The organism is Halorubellus litoreus (genome assembly GCF_055378595.1).
In genome coordinates this window covers 3,235,161-3,250,627 of the sequence record NZ_AP043836.1, presented here as the reverse complement: position 1 = coordinate 3,250,627, position 15,467 = coordinate 3,235,161, and the positions used below count along the sequence as shown (strand labels likewise).

21 protein-coding genes are annotated in these 15,467 nt (G+C 68.8%); 7 read left to right on the top strand and 14 right to left on the bottom strand.

The genetic code is table 11. The annotated features are described in order from the left end of the window. Nucleotides 1–84 precede the first annotated feature (84 nt). Nucleotides 85–420, top strand: coding sequence for an FUN14 domain-containing protein (locus ACZ48X_RS20575; RefSeq protein ID WP_336350626.1), 336 nt, complete (start codon nucleotides 85–87; stop codon nucleotides 418–420). Between the two features lie 60 nt (nucleotides 421–480). On the opposite strand, the gene ACZ48X_RS20570 is transcribed toward ACZ48X_RS20575, so the two are convergent. The 9 genes from ACZ48X_RS20570 to ACZ48X_RS20530 all read right to left on the bottom strand — a co-directional run bounded on the left by ACZ48X_RS20570 (nucleotide 481) and on the right by ACZ48X_RS20530 (nucleotide 6,222). Next, nucleotides 481–1,029 (bottom strand): hypothetical protein, encoded by a 549-nt coding sequence (locus tag ACZ48X_RS20570; RefSeq protein ID WP_336350627.1) that lies wholly within the window; start codon nucleotides 1,027–1,029, stop codon nucleotides 481–483. A gap of 1 nt (nucleotide 1,030) precedes the next feature. Then, on the bottom strand, nucleotides 1,031–1,756 hold the full coding sequence (locus tag ACZ48X_RS20565; RefSeq protein WP_336350628.1) for a ribosome assembly factor SBDS: 726 nt from the start codon (nucleotides 1,754–1,756) through the stop codon (nucleotides 1,031–1,033). A gap of 46 nt (nucleotides 1,757–1,802) precedes the next feature. Continuing rightward, on the bottom strand, nucleotides 1,803–2,702 hold the full coding sequence (gene psmA / locus ACZ48X_RS20560) for an archaeal proteasome endopeptidase complex subunit alpha (RefSeq protein WP_336350629.1): 900 nt from the start codon (nucleotides 2,700–2,702) through the stop codon (nucleotides 1,803–1,805). A 4-nt stretch (nucleotides 2,703–2,706) separates the two neighbouring features. Next, the gene (locus ACZ48X_RS20555) at nucleotides 2,707–3,186 is read right to left on the bottom strand and encodes an Rpp14/Pop5 family protein (protein WP_336350630.1); all 480 of its coding nucleotides are present in this window, start codon (nucleotides 3,184–3,186) and stop codon (nucleotides 2,707–2,709) included. Further along, nucleotides 3,183–3,875: a methyltransferase domain-containing protein gene (locus ACZ48X_RS20550; protein ID WP_336350631.1), complete on the bottom strand. Its 693-nt coding sequence runs from the start codon at nucleotides 3,873–3,875 to the stop codon at nucleotides 3,183–3,185. The genes ACZ48X_RS20555 and ACZ48X_RS20550 overlap by 4 nt, the downstream gene beginning before the upstream one ends. Nucleotides 3,876–3,930: 55 nt before the next feature. Continuing rightward, nucleotides 3,931–4,671 (bottom strand): RNase P subunit p30 family protein, encoded by a 741-nt coding sequence (locus tag ACZ48X_RS20545; RefSeq protein WP_336350632.1) that lies wholly within the window; start codon nucleotides 4,669–4,671, stop codon nucleotides 3,931–3,933. A gap of 24 nt (nucleotides 4,672–4,695) precedes the next feature. Further along, nucleotides 4,696–5,211: an RNA-binding protein gene (locus ACZ48X_RS20540; protein ID WP_379762348.1), complete on the bottom strand. Its 516-nt coding sequence runs from the start codon at nucleotides 5,209–5,211 to the stop codon at nucleotides 4,696–4,698. A gap of 18 nt (nucleotides 5,212–5,229) precedes the next feature. Then, a complete protein-coding gene (locus ACZ48X_RS20535) occupies nucleotides 5,230–5,436 on the bottom strand; it encodes a DUF1918 domain-containing protein (protein WP_336350633.1) in 207 nt (68 codons plus the stop codon). Between the two features lie 108 nt (nucleotides 5,437–5,544). Beyond that, the gene (locus ACZ48X_RS20530) at nucleotides 5,545–6,222 is read right to left on the bottom strand and encodes a DJ-1/PfpI family protein (RefSeq protein WP_336350634.1); all 678 of its coding nucleotides are present in this window, start codon (nucleotides 6,220–6,222) and stop codon (nucleotides 5,545–5,547) included. Nucleotides 6,223–6,450: 228 nt separating this feature from the next. Here ACZ48X_RS20530 and ACZ48X_RS20525 point away from each other — a divergent pair, with 228 nt between their 5' ends. After that, nucleotides 6,451–7,011, top strand: a complete 561-nt coding sequence (locus ACZ48X_RS20525) for an NUDIX domain-containing protein (protein WP_336350635.1) — start codon at nucleotides 6,451–6,453, stop codon at nucleotides 7,009–7,011. 98 nt (nucleotides 7,012–7,109) lie between these two features. Here ACZ48X_RS20525 and ACZ48X_RS20520 read toward each other — a convergent pair whose 3' ends face one another. The 3 genes from ACZ48X_RS20520 to pyrB form a co-directional block, all read right to left on the bottom strand. After that, entirely contained in the window at nucleotides 7,110–7,946 is an 837-nt protein-coding gene (locus ACZ48X_RS20520) for a glycoside hydrolase family 18 protein (RefSeq protein WP_336350636.1), read from the bottom strand. Between the two features lie 313 nt (nucleotides 7,947–8,259). Then, nucleotides 8,260–8,718: an aspartate carbamoyltransferase regulatory subunit gene (pyrI, locus tag ACZ48X_RS20515; RefSeq protein WP_336350637.1), complete on the bottom strand. Its 459-nt coding sequence runs from the start codon at nucleotides 8,716–8,718 to the stop codon at nucleotides 8,260–8,262. Further along, nucleotides 8,715–9,629 carry an aspartate carbamoyltransferase gene (gene pyrB / locus ACZ48X_RS20510; protein WP_336350638.1) on the bottom strand — a complete coding sequence of 305 codons (915 nt, stop codon included), beginning with the start codon at nucleotides 9,627–9,629 and terminating at the stop codon, nucleotides 8,715–8,717. Before pyrB ends, pyrI begins: the two co-directional genes overlap by 4 nt. Nucleotides 9,630–9,722: 93 nt before the next feature. On the opposite strand from pyrB, the gene ACZ48X_RS20505 reads away from it, so the two are divergent. The 3 genes from ACZ48X_RS20505 to ACZ48X_RS20495 all read left to right on the top strand — a co-directional run bounded on the left by ACZ48X_RS20505 (nucleotide 9,723) and on the right by ACZ48X_RS20495 (nucleotide 12,543). Next, complete coding sequence (locus tag ACZ48X_RS20505; RefSeq protein ID WP_336350639.1) at nucleotides 9,723–10,406, top strand: MinD/ParA family ATP-binding protein; 684 nt, start codon at nucleotides 9,723–9,725, stop codon at nucleotides 10,404–10,406. Between the two features lie 18 nt (nucleotides 10,407–10,424). After that, nucleotides 10,425–11,051, top strand: a complete 627-nt coding sequence (locus tag ACZ48X_RS20500) for an RAD55 family ATPase (RefSeq protein ID WP_227130812.1) — start codon at nucleotides 10,425–10,427, stop codon at nucleotides 11,049–11,051. Nucleotides 11,052–11,310: 259 nt separating this feature from the next. Beyond that, nucleotides 11,311–12,543, top strand: coding sequence for a digeranylgeranylglycerophospholipid reductase (locus ACZ48X_RS20495; protein WP_336350640.1), 1,233 nt, complete (start codon nucleotides 11,311–11,313; stop codon nucleotides 12,541–12,543). A 39-nt stretch (nucleotides 12,544–12,582) separates the two neighbouring features. On the opposite strand, the gene ACZ48X_RS20490 is transcribed toward ACZ48X_RS20495, so the two are convergent. Together ACZ48X_RS20490 and ACZ48X_RS20485 are read right to left on the bottom strand one after the other, a co-directional pair. Continuing rightward, nucleotides 12,583–12,888, bottom strand: a complete 306-nt coding sequence (locus ACZ48X_RS20490; RefSeq protein ID WP_336350641.1) for a MazG nucleotide pyrophosphohydrolase domain-containing protein — start codon at nucleotides 12,886–12,888, stop codon at nucleotides 12,583–12,585. 98 nt (nucleotides 12,889–12,986) lie between these two features. Next, nucleotides 12,987–13,946: an FKBP-type peptidyl-prolyl cis-trans isomerase gene (locus tag ACZ48X_RS20485; RefSeq protein WP_336350642.1), complete on the bottom strand. Its 960-nt coding sequence runs from the start codon at nucleotides 13,944–13,946 to the stop codon at nucleotides 12,987–12,989. 159 nt (nucleotides 13,947–14,105) lie between these two features. On the opposite strand from ACZ48X_RS20485, the gene cyaB reads away from it, so the two are divergent. Together cyaB and ACZ48X_RS20475 are read left to right on the top strand one after the other, a co-directional pair. Continuing rightward, nucleotides 14,106–14,702 carry a class IV adenylate cyclase gene (gene cyaB / locus ACZ48X_RS20480; protein WP_336350643.1) on the top strand — a complete coding sequence of 199 codons (597 nt, stop codon included), beginning with the start codon at nucleotides 14,106–14,108 and terminating at the stop codon, nucleotides 14,700–14,702. A 102-nt stretch (nucleotides 14,703–14,804) separates the two neighbouring features. Next, a complete protein-coding gene (locus ACZ48X_RS20475) occupies nucleotides 14,805–15,425 on the top strand; it encodes a GNAT family N-acetyltransferase (protein WP_336350644.1) in 621 nt (206 codons plus the stop codon). Nucleotides 15,426–15,467 lie beyond the last annotated feature (42 nt).

The following is a 15,467-nucleotide window of genomic DNA, read 5'->3' as shown; positions in this document are numbered from 1 at the left end:
AACGGCCGGAGCGAATCCGATGACGTCGGACGCACGTCAGCTCACGCCACAAACGCCTTATGGCGGCGGCGAGGAGTGAGGGGTATGGACCCAATCGCACTGCAACTGGGCGTCGATCCCCAGCAACTGGGTATCGAGTTCGGGACCGGAGGTGTCATCGGCGGAATCATCGGGTTCGCAGCGAAGAAGATCGCGAAGATCATCGCCGTCATCATCGGCCTCGAGCTCGCGCTGTTCAAGTTCCTCGAGTCCCGCGGTATCCTCACCGTCGACTGGGACAAGCTCACGTCCGGATTCGTCAAGGCAGGCCAAGACGCCGCCAGCGGCGCGCCGCCGTCGTGGATCCAGACCATCCTCTCGACGCTCTCCGTCGGCGCCGGCTTCACCGGCGGCTTCCTCATCGGCTTCAAGAAGGGATGATCGGCTGACGGACTCGAACCACGAACCACCGCCGCTTCTCTCGTTCGTTCTCCTCGCTCGTCAGCGACCGCGGTCGCCAGCGTCGTCGTCCGCTGCCGCCGTCGTCCCTTCGACGATTTCGAACAGTCGGTCGGCGCGCTCGCGGTCGATGTCCGCCTCGACGACGCGCGGGAGGAGCGGTTCGTCGTCGGCGACGTACGCGAACGCCGCCACCGCGCCAGCGCCGAGGACCGACAGGAGGAGGCTCCCCTGGAGGACGCCCCAGCCCGCGACGACCACGACCACGACGGCGACGAGGAACGTCCGCATCTGGTCGCGCTTCCGCGCTTCCGTCTCGTGCGCTCGAACGATCTCCTCGCCGCGGCCCGCGTCGACCGCGCGGTACGTCGTCGCTATCGGGCGCTCGTCCCGGAACAGGAACCGATGGACGACGAGGACGCCGACCGCGCCGAGCACGCCAAGGAGGAGCATCCCTTGCACGAGCGCCCCACCGAGCACGACCGCGACGACGACGTACGTCGCGACCGCGACGGTCTGCTGGTGTTTGCGTTCGGCATCCGATAGCGCCTCGCGTTCGTCGAACGCCACCACGTCCACCCGCGACGCCATGCTAGCGGGTCTTGATGTCGTCCTCGTCCTTCACGATCCGAGTCTCGGCCTGCCCGCTGGTCATGTCGTTGACCATGTCGTAGAAGTCGTTCTGCATCCCCGCCGGGAACGTCAGCACGCCGATCCAGCCGCCGTCGTTCGTCCACTCTTCGCTCTCCAGATCGCCGTACTGGCGGATCTTCGCCTGCGCCGACCCCGCGTAGTCAGCGGGCACCCGAACTGCGACCGTCACCTCGTCGAACCGGATAGGGATGACGGGACGGAGCGCGTCGAGCGCGTCGTCGACCTGCTCCTCCACGGGCTCCATCGGGTCGACCTGGAACCCGGCCTGTTCGAGCGCGCTCTCGATGCGGTCGGGCGGATGCGGCGCGTCGTCCATCTGCGGGTTCACGGCGTTGCGCGCGATCTTGTTCACGAGTTGCTTGTGCTTCTGCTCCTGCATCTCGCGGCGCTGCTCGGCCGTGATCTGGATCTCGCCGCGCTTGATGACTTCGGGGATGATCTCCATCACGTCGGTCGTCTCGAAGACGTCCTCGAGGTCGCTCTCCGCGGGTCTGTCGCCGCGACTTGCGTTCTCGTAGACGTCCTCCGCTGCGATGACGTCCTCGAGGTCGCCGTCGAACTCGCCGCGCTTGATCGCGAGCGCCGCGTCCGGGTCGACGAGGACCTCGAAGCGCGTGCCGTGGGATTCGAGCCGCGCCGTCACCGCTTCGTCCAGTGAAATCATACCCTGAACTTACGCGGTCGGGCTTAAAAAGGTGTGTCCCGGTTGGTCACTCCGCTCCGGAGTCGTCGGCGGCGTCGTCGCCGTCGACATCCTCGCTCGAATCCACGGCCTCGCTCGCCGCATCTTCGCCGCCCGGATCTTCGCCGCCCGCCTCTTCGCCGCCCGCCTCTTCGCCGCCCGCCTCTTCGCCGCCCGCATCTTCGCCGCCTGCGTCGTTCTCGGGCGCTGGCAGCGCGTCGAGGTGCGAGGCGAGCGCGTCGTCGTCGAGGACGGTCACGGTTCGCGTCTCCACGTCGACGGTCGCGACCGCGACCTGGTCGACGGCCGGGCGTTCCTCGTCGGGAACCGAGATGGCGCGGAGTGCGAGCGCGGTCGCGTCCTCGAGGTCGAACGCGGGGTCGTACTCGGCTTCGAGGAACGACTGGACGTCGCCGCGGTGCGCGCCGACCGCGACCGCCTGCCAGCCGTCGACGGTCCCCGAGGGGTCCGTCTCGTAGAGCCGCGGCGTGCCGTCGCGGTCGACACCCGCGATCAGGAGCGCCGCGCCGAACGGTCGCGCCCCACCGACCTGCGTGTACGCCTGCACGAGGTCCGAGACGTGTCGCGTCGCCGTCTTCGCGTCGATCGGTTCGCCGTACCGGAGGCGATTCACCTGCGCGTCCCTGCGGAGTTCGTCGACGAGTCGACGACCGTCCGCGACGTGACCCGCGCTCGCTGCCAGCAGGTGGTCGTCGACGACGTGTAGCTTCTCGATGCTCTCGCCCTCCATCAGCGACGAGCTGACGCGCTTGTCGACCGCGAGCACCACGCCCGACGACGTCTTCACGCCGACCGTCGAGGACCCGCGCTTGACTGCCTCGCGCGCGTACTCGACCTGATACAGCCGGCCGTCCGGCGAGAAGATGCTCGTGCCGCGGTCGTACGCCATCTGGTCGTGTCCGTCCATCGTGTCACTCCACGTCCTCGCTGGTCGCGTACACGCGCTCGCCGTCCACGTCCATCGCGACGCGGTCCCCGCGCACGATGGCGTTCCGGCGGCCGTCCGCGAACGCGACCTCGCGTCGGTCCGGACGTTCCGTCGCGGCAGGTATGAACTTTTCCTCGCACGCGCGGATGGTCCCGGAGACGCCGCGGACCGTCACGGCGACGGTCGCGTCGTCGACGCTCTCGATGCACGCGAGCGCCGCTCTGAGGTCCTCGACGTGCCCGCGGCGGGCGCGGACGACCGCGCTCCCGTCGCCGTTCCGGAACTGGAAGCGGACGACGGTGCCGTCCGCGTCCGCGCTCCCGGCGTCCCCGAGGAGGTTCTGAGCGGCGTACCAGAGTTCGCGCTGGAACGCACCACGCGACAGCGAGACGTCCGGGTCGGCCTCCAGCGCGACCGCGACGTACCGCCACTTCGGTCGCAGATGCTTCGGGAGGTGCTTCATCGCGGCCCGTCCCCGAGCGCATCGGTGTCCGCCCGGGCGAACGCGCGGTGGTCGCCCGCGGCGAGCGCGTCGACGTCGTCGCCGACGAGCACGCCGACCTGGTCGTGGACGCTCGTCGCGTCACTGAGCGCGAACCCCGCGTCGGTGAACGCCTCCGCGAGCACGCCGACGGTCGCCGGGTCGTCGACCTCGGGCGAGTAGAACGGCTCCTCGGGGTCCGGGAGCCCGAAGAACATCACGTCACCGAGCACGAACCGGTCGGGGTCGAGCGCGGCGACCGCCCGGAGGGCCTCGCGCTTCTCGTCGTCCGCGAGGTGATGCATCGCGAAGTTCGACACCACCACGTCCACGTCGACGTCGTCGGGGACGTTCGGGTCGCGGAACCGGCCCTCGCCGAACGAGACGTTCTCCAAGCCGGCGTCCGCGGCCTTCTCGCGAGCCTGCGCGAGCATCCCCTCGCTGATGTCCCGGCCGAGGACGCGGGCCGCGTCCTCGGCGAGCGACAGACCGATGGCGCCCGTTCCACAGCCGAGGTCGAGCACCGTCGCGTCCGCATCCATGGCGTCTCGCGCCGCGTCCACGACGAGCGAGACGCACGCGCGGTACTCGTCGGTGTCGTTCTCCTGGTCGTCGTACGTCGCCGCCATCTCGTCGAACCGCGCCGCGTGCTCCTCGATCGGTCGCTTCATGCCTCGGGGTTGGCGACCCCGCGTCAAGAACGCCGTGGGTTCGCTCCCACTCGCGCTACTGCTCGCGATCGTCGCCAGTCGCGTCGTGGTGGTCGCGGTAGCGGCCACGACGCACGCCCGGCTCGATGTAGTCCGGCGCGGTGACCTCGCGATTGCGAGCGACGAGCCGCCCCCACTCGCGGAGACCATCCTCGACCTGCTCGCGGGAGAACCCGATGCGTTCGCCGACCGCGGCGAGCGCGCGCGGCCCGCGGAGGTGTCGGTGACTCGTCCCGTCCGCGCTCACGACGTACGGGACGTCGTAGTACTCGACGAGTTCGCGGAGCTTCCGCAGGTCCCCGAGCGCCTGCACGCGCTGGCCGCCCGTGGCACGCAGCACGCCCGAGAGGTCGAACTCGACGCGGACGCCGTGCTCGGCGGCGGCCTTCGCGAGCACGTGATTGAAGTCGCCGTCGCCACGCATCGGGTGCGCGAGCACGTCCACGCGCTCCTGCTCGACCGCGAACCGATTCATCCGGTTCGTGCCACCGTGCACGAGCAAGAGCGTGTACTTCGGCCGGTAGTTCCCGACGTAGCCACTCGCCTGCTCGGGCGAGTTCGCACGGATCTCCAGGCCGTCGACGACGTCGATACCGACCGCGTCCGCGACCGCATCGGTGTCCACGTCGCTCCGAGCGTCGCCGTGATTCCGAACCACGACGCCGTCGTACCCGAGCGCCGCGGCGTGCTCGGCGCATCGACGAACCGTCGACTCGCCGTCCGGTCGCGCGTGCACCGCCTCGTAGAAACCGGTCATCCCGCGGCGACCCCCGTCATCGCTCTAGGCGTCGTCGCCGTCCTCGGTCGCGCCGGGGTCGTCGCCGTCGCTCGTCGCGTCCGCGTCGTCGTCGGGGACGCGGACCTCGTGCTCCTCGAGTTCCTCGATCGTCCGACGCGCGTTCTCGATGGCTTTCTCGCGCTTCGCCGGATACGCCTCGACCTTCGCGCGGAACGTGATACCGTCGCCGCGCGCCGTCTCACCACCGAACGCCGCCTGCTTGTCGAGATGCAGGAAGAACTCGCAGTGCTCGGTGACGCGCTCCTCGATCTCCGCGAGGAGCGCGTCGGTGTCGTCGAGGTTCGCGACGCGACTCAGCGCGTACCGGAGGTCGTCCGCGTTCTCGATGCGCGCCGAGAGGATGGCGATGCGGTCGCCGTGATGCCCCTCGGACGACGTCCGCTCGACCTCGACGTCCTCGGGCAGGAAGTGACGGAGCGCCTGCTCGACGCGTTTCTCGTCCTCGGTCGCGTACGCGAACGTCCGGACGTCCACGTAGTGGAAGGGTACGCTCGCCATAGGCGCTCCAGGGCCGCGTTATTCCTCGTCGTCCTCGGCCTCGTCGTCGTCGACGAGTTCGAGGGAGTCCTCGGGGACGCCGGACTCCTGGCCGTCCTCGAAGCTGATGGTGTAGTTCGCGTCGCCGAACATGGACTCCATGACCTGCGTGATGGTGCCCGTCTCGCCGTCGTACTCGCTGTGCTCGTCGTGGAGGACCACGGTGTCGTCTTCGTCGAAGCTCATACCACCGCGTATCCTCGGCGCGAGTAAAAAGGACTCGATACGGGCGGGCCGTCGGTCGCCGACGTCGTCACCGGCGGGACCGTTGTTGCGCTCGCTCGATCGTCGACGTCAGTGGTCGAGTTCGTCCAGCAGGACGTCGGCGGCCGCGGCCGACGACCCGGGGCCGCGTGCGGTGACGAGGTCGCCGTCGACGGTGACGCTCGTTTCCGCGTCGAGTTCGGCGTCCCAATTCCCGCCAGCCGCGATGACCTCGTCCTCGACGTAGTACGGGAGCTTGCGGCCGTCGAGGCGGTCGTGGTCGTCGACGATGCCGTCCTCCCACGCGTTCGGGAACCCGGTGACGGAGCGGCCGTCGACGACGAACTCACCGTCGTCGTCCCGGGTGAACGCGAGGATGCCGACGGCGTGACAGACGACGAGCGCGACGCCGTCGTCGCCCGCGACCGCGGTGCGGAGCGCGTCGCGAGCGTGCACGTCCTGATTGACGTCCCAGACGGTGCCGTGGCCGCCGGGGAAGACGACGGCGTCGTACTCGCTCGCGTCGACGGCAGCGAACGGTTCGGGGTCGTTCAGGTCCGGGTCGTTCTCGTGGACGTCGAGGACGCGCTCGGCGGTCTCCTCGCCGACCTCCTCCGGGTCGACCGAGCGGTCGTCGACGACGGGCGGATTCCCCGCTGGCGTGGTGACGTCGACGTCGACGCCGGCGTCCTTCAGGGTGGTCAGTGGTTCGACGCACTCCTCGCCCCAGTAGCCGTCCTCGCTGACGAAGAACAGTGCTCGTGTCATCACCCTCGGGTACGAGCGGGCGGGGAAAGGCAGGTGAGGAAGCGGCCGCACGTGCCGATACCGACACCGGGGGTGACTCGCGTCGTGGCGGCGACGCGGCGAGTCGATAACGAAGCCTCTTTGGGTTGCGTTCGCATACGTTCGCGGTATGATGCAGTCCCACGCTCTCCCGTCCCTCTCCGCCACGCCCCGTCGGTCGACGACCCCTGCGGCCGGTTCGACGCGGCGATGCCGGTAGACGACCTCTGGTTCCTCGCCGACCGCGCCACGCAGGTCGGCGAGCGCGCGTACCACCGACTCGACGACGGCCACGACGAGTACCTCGCGTGCGACCAGACCCGCGACGTCTGCCGCGAGCAGTTCGAGCGCGTCGCCGAACGCGTCGCACAGTCGGGCGCCCCCTTCGGCGCGCACACCGTCGTCTACCGCGACGGCGGCGAGCTCCTGCTCGTGTACCACGAGGGCGTCGACAAGTGGGTCGTCCCCGGCGGCGGCGTCCACCCCGAGGAGTCCTTCCGCGAAGCCGCCGAGCGCGAGCTCGCGGAGGAAGCTGGGGTCGCCGCGGACTACGACGGCCTCGCGCTCCTCGGGCGCATCGACGTCCACCACGGCTCGTACGCGGTCACGGGAGCGCTCCCCGTGTTCGCGGCGGAAGCGCGGACGCACGAGCCCGCCGTCGAGGACCCGGACGGCGAGATAACCGCCGCCGAGTGGTTCGACGTCCTCCCCGAGGACACGCGCGACCGCGAGGACCTCCGGCAGTGGCGCGACCGCGCACTCCCCGTCTGATCCACCCCCACCACCGCTGCAAGTGAAGAATCGGCGACGGCACGGCCACCGCTGCGGTCAGCGTGCCGCGAGTCCCGGAGGCCCGCGACGGCGAGTCCTCACTCGGGCGCGCCGTGGGACTCGCCGTCGCGCGCGTCCGCCTTCATCCGCCGCAGCGCCGCCTGGGCCTGACTCGCGTCGTACCCGAAGTAGACGCCGTCCGCGTACGCCTCAGCAACCTCCGTCGCGTGAATCAAGTTGTCGACCTCGACCTCGACCGCGTACAGCTCGATACCGAGGTCGACGCCGTCGGGGATGCGCGACCGGAAGCCCTTCGCGATGGTCTCCAGCCAGTACGTCGTCCCGTAGTGCGTATCGTAGAGCGGCACGACGAACTCGTCGACGTACTCCGCGAGCGCGTCCACGTCCAATCCCGCGCGCTCCTCCAGGTGCCCGGGGTACGGGTCCGGGTAGAGCGTGAAGTACACCTTCCCCGGGATGCGGTCGGTCGCCTCCGCGACGAACTCCGTGATGGTCGCCTCGCGCCACGCCCACCAGTCCTCGAACTCGCTGTCCGCGAACGCCGCCTCGCAGTGCTCGCAGTGACAGTACTCCGCCCGCGGGAACCCGACGTCGTCGAGGCGGACGTCCGGATTCGCCGCCGCGGCGTCCTCGATCATCTCCAGGAGCCCCTCGCGGTAGCGCTCGCGGCTCGGACAGACGTACCCCCAGTCGAAGTACGGCTGCTCGCGCGTCGCCCGCTCACCGTCCTCGCTCACCGGCACGAGGTCCGGCTTCGCCTCGCCCGCGGCCGTATCACCGAAGCACGAGATCATGTTTACGCCCTCCGCCTCGGGTTCCACCGCTCGACCGGTGACGTCCTTGACCTCGTAGAACGCGCGGTCGAACGACGGCCAGTCGAGCTCCGGCTCGTTCCGCGTGACGACGCCGTACATACCCGTCGCTGGGGCGTGGATACACGAAAACCGTTCGGAAGCGGGCGGCGCGGACGGCGGCGCCGCCCGGCGGACTCGACGGGGTTATTCGGCGTCGTACTCTACTTCGACGGTCTCGTCACCGCCGGAGAACGTCTTGTAGAGGAGGGCGATTGCGACCACCGCGATCAGGAGTTTGACCTTCTTGGACATACCAATACGTTCGAGCTTTGACTATTTATGGCTTACTGAACCAGGGACCGTCGAACGCGACCGGGCTCCCGGGCGCGACGGGACGACTGGGTCCACGTCTTCGCCCTCTCGGGCCGTCGTGTCAGCCGTCGATGAGCGACGCGATGTCCTCGCGGACGATGGTCTCGCAGTACTCGCAGCGGACGCCATCGCGCAGCACCGCGAACGCCGACTCGACCGGCTCGTCGGCGGTCGTGATACAGTTCCGGTTCGGGCACGCGAGCACGCCGGTCACCCGGTCGGGGCGTTCCACGCGGTTCTTCTCGACGACGTCGTAGTCGCGGACGATGTTGACGGTCGCGTCGGGCGCGATGACCGACAGCACGTCGAGCTCGTCCTGACTGAGTTCGCGTCCCTCGACCTTCACGACGTCCTTCCGGGCGAGCGCGTCCGACGGGACGTTCATCCCGACCGATATCTCCTCGCCGCTGGACCCGTCGATGCCGAGCATCGACAGGACGTTCAGCGCCTGACCGGCGCGAACGTGGTCGATGACGGTGCCACTGCGGATCTTGGAGACGCGGAGTTCCTTGTCGGTCATCGCTCGCCCTCCATGAGCAGGTCGAGCAGCGCCATCCGTACCGGCACGCCGTTGTGCGCTTGCTCGAAGTAGTTCGCGTACGCGGTGTCGTCTACCTCGGGTGCGATCTCGTCGACGCGCGGGAGCGGATGCATGACGGTGAGGTCGTCGCTCGCCGCCTCGAGGGTCTCGGCGTCGATCTGGTACTGGCCCGCGACCTTGTGGTACTCGTTCTCGTCCGGGAAGCGCTCGCGCTGGATGCGAGTGACGTACAACACGTCGAGGCTCGCGAGGACCTCCTCCAGGTCGGTGTGCTCGCGGACGTTCGCGCCTGCCTCGTGGAGGTCGTAGCGGACCGAACGCGGGAGCTTCAGGGACTCCGGACTGATGAAGTGCTGGTGCGCGTCGAAGTTCGTGAGCGCGGTCGCGAGCGAGTGCACGGTCCGCCCGTACTTCAGGTCGCCCATGATACCGATCGTGAGGTCGTCGAGCCCGGCGGTCTCCCGGATCGTATAGAGGTCCAGGAGCGTCTGCGTCGGATGGTGTCCGGCGCCGTCGCCCGCGTTCAGGATCGGGACGTCGACGTACTCGCTCGCCATCTTCGCCGACCCTTCCAGGGGGTGCCGGAGGACGAGCGCGTCCGCGTACCCCTCGATGACGCGGACGGTGTCCGCGAGGCTCTCCCCTTTCTTCACCGACGACGAGTCGACGCTCCCCATGTCGACGACGTCGCCGCCGAGGCGCTTGATAGCGGCCTCGAAGCTCATCTTCGTTCGCGTACTCGGTTCGAAGAAACACAACCCGAGGAGCGTCCCCGCGTTCCGTTCCCGGGCGGCCGACGGGTCGGCGTCGAGCTCCGCGGCCCGGTCGAGGACCTCCTCGATGTCCTCGCGCGAGAGCTGTCGCGCCGTGAGCAGGTGGTCGTGACGCATCACGTGACACCACCCACCCCCGGCCCTTGAATCAATCCGTTCGGGTCGCGCCCCGGCCGCGAGTTGAAGTGCGATGGGGCGGCGACTACGGGTATGCTCGCGTTCGCCGGGGGGAAGGGTGGGACGGGGAAGACGACGACGGCGCTCGCGTTCGCGCGCGAACTCGCCGCCGGCCGAGCGGGCGAGGCGTCAGGACGGAGCGTGACGGTCGTCGACGCGGACGTCGACATGCCGGACGTGCACTCGATGGTCGGCGTCGACCGGACGCCGACGGTCCTCGAGTGCCCGCGCGGGCGGCCCGCCCCGTCGCTCTCGGGGGTTCGCGTCGCCCCGGCACCACCCGGGGACGCGACCGACGCATTCGAGAAGACGCTGTTCGAGCTGCGAGCGGCCGACCGACCGAGCGCCGAGGGACGACCGACCGGCGCTCGACCGCGCTGTCGCGTCGTCGTCGACGCCCCCTGTGGCGGCGGGCCCGACGCAGCGCGGCCGCTCGCCGCCGCGGACGGCGTCGTCCTCGTGACGCGCCCGACGCCCGCCGCGGTCCGCGACACCGCGAAGACCGCGGCGATGGCTCGAGCACTCGAGACGCCCGTCGTCGCCGCCGTCGTCGTCGGCAACCATCCACCGCGCGCACTCGAAGACGTCCTCGGAGCGCCACGCGTCGTCACCGTCCCGCTCGTCGACGGCGACCCGTTGACCGCTCCAGCCCACCGGACCGCAATGGGGCGCCTCTGCAAGGGACTTCGACGCGGCAGACACCTTTTTACGGAGTGAAGGCCAACCCAGAGGCACATGGCGGGGCGTCTAGAGACGGGCATCGAGGTTCTCGACCGGAAGCTCGACGGTGGCCTCCCACCGGGGACCATCGTCGCGTTGACCGCAGAGCCGGCGAGCCAGTCCGAACTCATCCTCTACGAGCTCACGGCGGCCCGCGGCAGCCTCTACCTGACGACCGAACGCTCCGATCAGGCGGTCCGCGACGCCATCGAGAAGACGAACGCGCCCGTCGGCTCGCCGACGGTCCGAGACATCTCCGGGAGCGAACCGCTCGACCAAGCGAACCGCCTCATCCGCGCGCTCCCCGAGGGCGCGAACCTCATCATCGACACCGCGAACGTCCTGGAGCGCGGCGACCGGAACCGCTTCCGGAACTTCATGACGGAGCTCCAGACGCACATGGTGAACACGGGCTCCATCGCCATCATGCACTGCATGAAAGAGCAGACGCCACCCCAGAACCGGTCGTCGACGAAGCACATGGCGGACGTCGTCTTCGACCTGGAGACGCAGGTTCGAGGGAGCGAACTCGAGAACCGCCTGACCGTCCCGAAGTTCCGGGGGGGCACCGCGCTGAAGGAATCCATCAAGCTCGAACTCTCCGACGAGGTCGCCATCGACACGAGCCGCGACATCGCCTGACGAGTACGACGCGCTCGAGTTCCATCGCAGCCGCAGGGGCCACGTCTCCATTCCGAGCCGTCACGCTCACGTTTCGTTCCAGCACCAGCCACGCTCGATCCGCCGTATCGTCGCGGAGCACCGCCATAGCGCGAGATTTCGCCGGAGTAAACTGCGAGAAACGTGAGCGTTCGAAACCAGCACAAATTACAAGGTCCGTTCAGTACGGAGTGACAAGGACGACGAACATCGACTCTATACCGATGATTCCTACCCTACCATGACAGACACACACGACGTGGTTATCGCCGGTGCGGGCCCCGCAGGTGGACAGGCGGCGCGAGACCTCGCGTCCCGTGGGTACGACGTGGTCGTACTCGAGACCGAGTCCGAGGACGAGTTCCCGAGCAGGAGCAACAAGTCGACAGCGGGGACGTTCCCGTCGACGATGGCGTCGTTCGGCATCCCGGACGACGTCGTCATGAACTTCACGGACGACGTCATCCTGGAGTCCCCGAACCATCACTATCGCCGTCACCAGCCAGGTGCCGTCCTGGAGTTCGCGGACTTCAAGAACTGGCTCGTGGACGAGGCGGTCGCCGACGGCGCCGAGTATCGGTTCGACGCGCGCGTCTCGAAACCCATCATGGACGGCGACGAGATAGTCGGCGTGACGTACAACGGCGACGAGGAGGTCTACGCCGACATCGTCATCGACGCGACCGGGCCGGCGGCACCGCTCGCGAAGGCCCTCGACGTCTGCGGGCTGAGACGCGAGAAGCAAGCGATCGGGATCGAGTTCGAGTACGAGAACGTCGACGTGGACGCGGAGGGATACGCGGACCTGACGGACTCGATGATGCTCCGGCTCGACCACGACATCGCACCGGGCGGGTACTCGTGGATCTTCCACACGGGCGCGGACACGGCGAAGGTCGGCGTCTGCTACCTCCAGAACGAGAGTCATCGCGCGAACTCGAAGTCCGGGTTCACGATCGACGACTACCTCCAGTACTGGGTGGACACCGACCCGCGGTTCGCGGACGCGAAGAAGCTCGAGGGGAAACAACATCGCGGGTCCGCGCACGTCCAGCTCCCCGACAAGATGAGTACGGACAACTTCATGGCGATCGGCGATACGGTGCCGACGGTCGACCCGCTCTGGGGCGAGGGCATCGACAAGTGCATGCGCTCGGGGCGGGTTGCGGCGGCGACCGCGGACCGGTCGCTCACGGACAGCGACCGGGACACGTCGGCGGGCGAGCTCGCGGTCTACGACCAGCTCTGGCAGGACCGCGTCGCGCCGAAGGTCAACAAGCGACTGTTCATGACGGAGATGCTGTACCGCGCGTCGAACGACCGGTACGACGCCCTCGTCAGCGACCTCCACAAGCACTCCAAGGACAAACTCGACTCCGTCAACGCGGGCAACCTCCGCGACATGCTAGGGATGCTGAAGCTCGAGGACGTCTCCATCCTCGCGAAGACGGCCCGCGACTGGGTTCGGAACTGACGGCAGCGACGACTTCGTTCTCTCGACTCGCGCGCTCCGTCAGCGATCGCTCCCGGGGTCGCCGGTCGCCTCGATGCGTCGTTCGTACTTTTCGAGCGCTTCGTCGAGTGCAGCGTCGGCGTCGACGTCGAGCGAGTTCGCGAACGAGAGGAGACTGAACAGCGCGTCCCCGATCTCGTCGCGCTCGACTTCCACCTCGCCGTCACCGGCGCCGTACTCGGTCGACGAGCACGCGTCCGCGGCGAGTTCGCCGACCTCGCTCGCGAGGTCGAGCAGCTGGTACTCGGGTTCCCCCTGCATGTCGTGTTCGTCGTGGAACTCGCGTACGCGGTCCTGAGCGTCCATGTCGAGCGCGTCGACGCCACCTTCCAAGGGCGTTCTGGAATCCGTCGACGAGCGTCGCCACTACGAGGTCTGGAAACGAGAGAATCGGCGCTGCTGCGTTACTCTTCGTCGAGTTCCGCGGCGATCTCGTCGGCGTCGACGTCGGCCTCCTCGAGCGCTTCCTCGACGGCTTCGGCGTCGGCGCCCTCGCCGCCGCCCATGCCGCCCATCATACCGCCCATGCCACCCATCATGCCGCCCATGCCGCCGCCGTCGATGATCTCCTGGACGACCACGCGGTCGACATCGACGTGACTCATGATCTGTTGGGCGACCTGCTGCTTGCCGAACATCCACTGCTGGTTCATCTGGAGCTGCGGGACGCTCTCGACGTAGAGCGAGCGCTTCTCGACGACCTCGGTCTCGAACTCGGGCTCGGCGTCCTCGTCGGCGTCCTCGTCCGGCTCGACCATCGTCTCCTCCTCGACCTCGTCCGTCTCGATGTGCATCTCGGGCGCGATGTCGAAGAACATCTCGAACAGGCCGGAGGCCTTCTCGACCTCGTCCGTGACGACGTCGACGATCTCGTAGTCGTACTCGACGTCGTCACCGGCGAGCGGGTGGTTGAAGTCCACGCGAGCGCGGCCGCCGATGATGGTGTTCACGAAGCCTTCCTCGCCGTCGATCTGGACCTGCGCGCCGGGATGGCGGTCGTCCTCGGGGATCTTCTCGGCAGAGATCGTGCGGACGGCGTCCTCGTCGTACTCGCCGAACGCTTCGGCAGCGGGGACGGTGACGGTGCCGGTGTCGCCGACCTCCTTGCCGCGGACGTCGTCCTCGACGCTGTCGAAGATGTGGCCCTCACCGAGGACGATGGTGCGCGGAGCGAACTCCTGGCCTTCCTGGTCGATGCCCTCTTCCTCGGCGACCTCGGGGTCGGTCGTGTCGACGAGCTGGTCGTTCTCGACCGTGCGGGCGGTGTAGGCGAGCTTGACGAAGTCTCCGTCCTGCACGCCCTCGGTCTCGTCTGCCTCTGTCTCGGCTGCTGCGTCCTCAGTCTCGGCTTCTTCGTCGGTCATGTCGTATACGTCTCCCAGCCCGCATTTAAGAACCACGTTTTCGACCCGCGAGCGTGCACTTCGCGCGAGCGGATTCGACCGGGTCCTGAGAGCGGATTCGGCGGCCGGATGCGGCCGGGAACGACCACGTTTTTGCCGGTTCCGCGATGGGTTCGTGGTATGTACGAGGTCGAGATGAAGGTGCGGGCGGGCGGCGTGGAGACGCGGGCGGGACTCCGCGAGGCAGGGGCGTCGCTGTCGCGTGTCGTGTTCCAGGAGGACACGTACTACGACGCGCCGCATCGGGAGTTCGCGGAGACGGACGAGGCGCTCCGGGTGCGTCGCGAGGCGACGCTCGCGCCGGATGCGCCGACGAGCGTCGACGAGGTGATGGACGCGCTCGAGGACGGTGCGTTCGAGTCTCGCGTGACGTACAAGGGGCCGCTCGTCGACGACGCTTCGAAGACTCGCGAGGAGTTCGAGACGGGGGTCGCGGACGGCGAGACGATGGCGCGCGTGCTCTCGGAGCTCGGGTTCTCGCCGGCGGCGACGGTCGCGAAGCGCCGCGAGTTCTGGACGCTCGACGGGGTGACGGTGACGGTCGACGACGTGGCGGACCTGGGGACATTCGTGGAGGCGGAGGCGGAGACGGACGAGGCCGGGGTCGACGCCGCTCGTGAACGGGTCGCGGACGCGCTCCGCGCGCTCGACCTCGACCCCGACGAGCAGATACGGACGTCGTACCTCGGGCTGCTGCTCGCGGCCGCCGGCGACTGAGCGACGGGCACTGTTGCAGGGGGCCGTGCTCGGATCGGGCCAGGGCTGGGTGCTGCGGGCGACCGGAAGGCTGATTGTCCGAGTACCGGTGGTCGTGTACTGATGGCTTCCCGGTCGCTGGTGTCCGCGCTCCGCGCCGTCGCCGGGCGGGTCGCGGTTGGATTCGGTCGCCTCCTGGGGGTCCGACACGAGGCGATGTGCGTGTACGCGACCTCGCTCGAGGAGGGCACCGTCGCGACGCGGCTGCCGCCTGGCGTCGAGGTGGACGTCGAGCGCGTCGGCGACGTCTCGAACCTGCCGGCGTCGGCGGCGACGGACGCGGCGCCCTCGGACTTCGTCGCGGTCGCTCGTGACACCGCTGACGGGACTCCGGGCGGCGTCCTCGGGTGGGCGTTCGCCCGGGTCGACGCGCCGGTTCGGGTCGGCGAGTGCGTGCGACCGCTCGCGTTCGAGGGCGCGTACGTCTGGGGGTTGTTCGTCGAGCCGGCTGTCCGCGGCGACGGCGTCGGGACGGCGCTCGTCACGACGCTTACCGCTCGGGTGGCTCGGGACCGCACTGGGGCGGCGTTCGCGCTCGTCGGTCGGTCGAACGCGTCCTCGCGCGCCGTGTTCGAGCGGGTGGGGTTCGAGTGCGTCGCGGAGACGACTCGCCTCGCGGTGCTCGGGCGGCACCCCCCGACCGGCCTCGTCCTCGGAACGCGCACCTACAGAGAACCACGATGATTACTACCGGGCATAATATGAGCCGTGGTCGTTTCCGCAAGT

Coding starts and splice junctions, on each gene's coding strand:
- ACZ48X_RS20575 (WP_336350626.1), top strand. CDS start 85: ATGGACCCAATCGCACTGCAACTGGGCGTCGATCCCCAGCAACTGGGT.
- ACZ48X_RS20570 (WP_336350627.1), bottom strand. CDS start 1,029: ATGGCGTCGCGGGTGGACGTGGTGGCGTTCGACGAACGCGAGGCGCTA.
- ACZ48X_RS20565 (WP_336350628.1), bottom strand. CDS start 1,756: ATGATTTCACTGGACGAAGCGGTGACGGCGCGGCTCGAATCCCACGGC.
- psmA (WP_336350629.1), bottom strand. CDS start 2,702: ATGGACGGACACGACCAGATGGCGTACGACCGCGGCACGAGCATCTTC.
- ACZ48X_RS20555 (WP_336350630.1), bottom strand. CDS start 3,186: ATGAAGCACCTCCCGAAGCATCTGCGACCGAAGTGGCGGTACGTCGCG.
- ACZ48X_RS20550 (WP_336350631.1), bottom strand. CDS start 3,875: ATGAAGCGACCGATCGAGGAGCACGCGGCGCGGTTCGACGAGATGGCG.
- ACZ48X_RS20545 (WP_336350632.1), bottom strand. CDS start 4,671: ATGACCGGTTTCTACGAGGCGGTGCACGCGCGACCGGACGGCGAGTCG.
- ACZ48X_RS20540 (WP_379762348.1), bottom strand. CDS start 5,211: ATGGCGAGCGTACCCTTCCACTACGTGGACGTCCGGACGTTCGCGTAC.
- ACZ48X_RS20535 (WP_336350633.1), bottom strand. CDS start 5,436: ATGAGCTTCGACGAAGACGACACCGTGGTCCTCCACGACGAGCACAGC.
- ACZ48X_RS20530 (WP_336350634.1), bottom strand. CDS start 6,222: ATGACACGAGCACTGTTCTTCGTCAGCGAGGACGGCTACTGGGGCGAG.
- ACZ48X_RS20525 (WP_336350635.1), top strand. CDS start 6,451: ATGCCGGTAGACGACCTCTGGTTCCTCGCCGACCGCGCCACGCAGGTC.
- ACZ48X_RS20520 (WP_336350636.1), bottom strand. CDS start 7,946: ATGTACGGCGTCGTCACGCGGAACGAGCCGGAGCTCGACTGGCCGTCG.
- pyrI (WP_336350637.1), bottom strand. CDS start 8,718: ATGACCGACAAGGAACTCCGCGTCTCCAAGATCCGCAGTGGCACCGTC.
- pyrB (WP_336350638.1), bottom strand. CDS start 9,629: ATGCGTCACGACCACCTGCTCACGGCGCGACAGCTCTCGCGCGAGGAC.
- ACZ48X_RS20505 (WP_336350639.1), top strand. CDS start 9,723: ATGCTCGCGTTCGCCGGGGGGAAGGGTGGGACGGGGAAGACGACGACG.
- ACZ48X_RS20500 (WP_227130812.1), top strand. CDS start 10,425: ATGGCGGGGCGTCTAGAGACGGGCATCGAGGTTCTCGACCGGAAGCTC.
- ACZ48X_RS20495 (WP_336350640.1), top strand. CDS start 11,311: ATGACAGACACACACGACGTGGTTATCGCCGGTGCGGGCCCCGCAGGT.
- ACZ48X_RS20490 (WP_336350641.1), bottom strand. CDS start 12,888: ATGGACGCTCAGGACCGCGTACGCGAGTTCCACGACGAACACGACATG.
- ACZ48X_RS20485 (WP_336350642.1), bottom strand. CDS start 13,946: ATGACCGACGAAGAAGCCGAGACTGAGGACGCAGCAGCCGAGACAGAG.
- cyaB (WP_336350643.1), top strand. CDS start 14,106: ATGTACGAGGTCGAGATGAAGGTGCGGGCGGGCGGCGTGGAGACGCGG.
- ACZ48X_RS20475 (WP_336350644.1), top strand. CDS start 14,805: ATGGCTTCCCGGTCGCTGGTGTCCGCGCTCCGCGCCGTCGCCGGGCGG.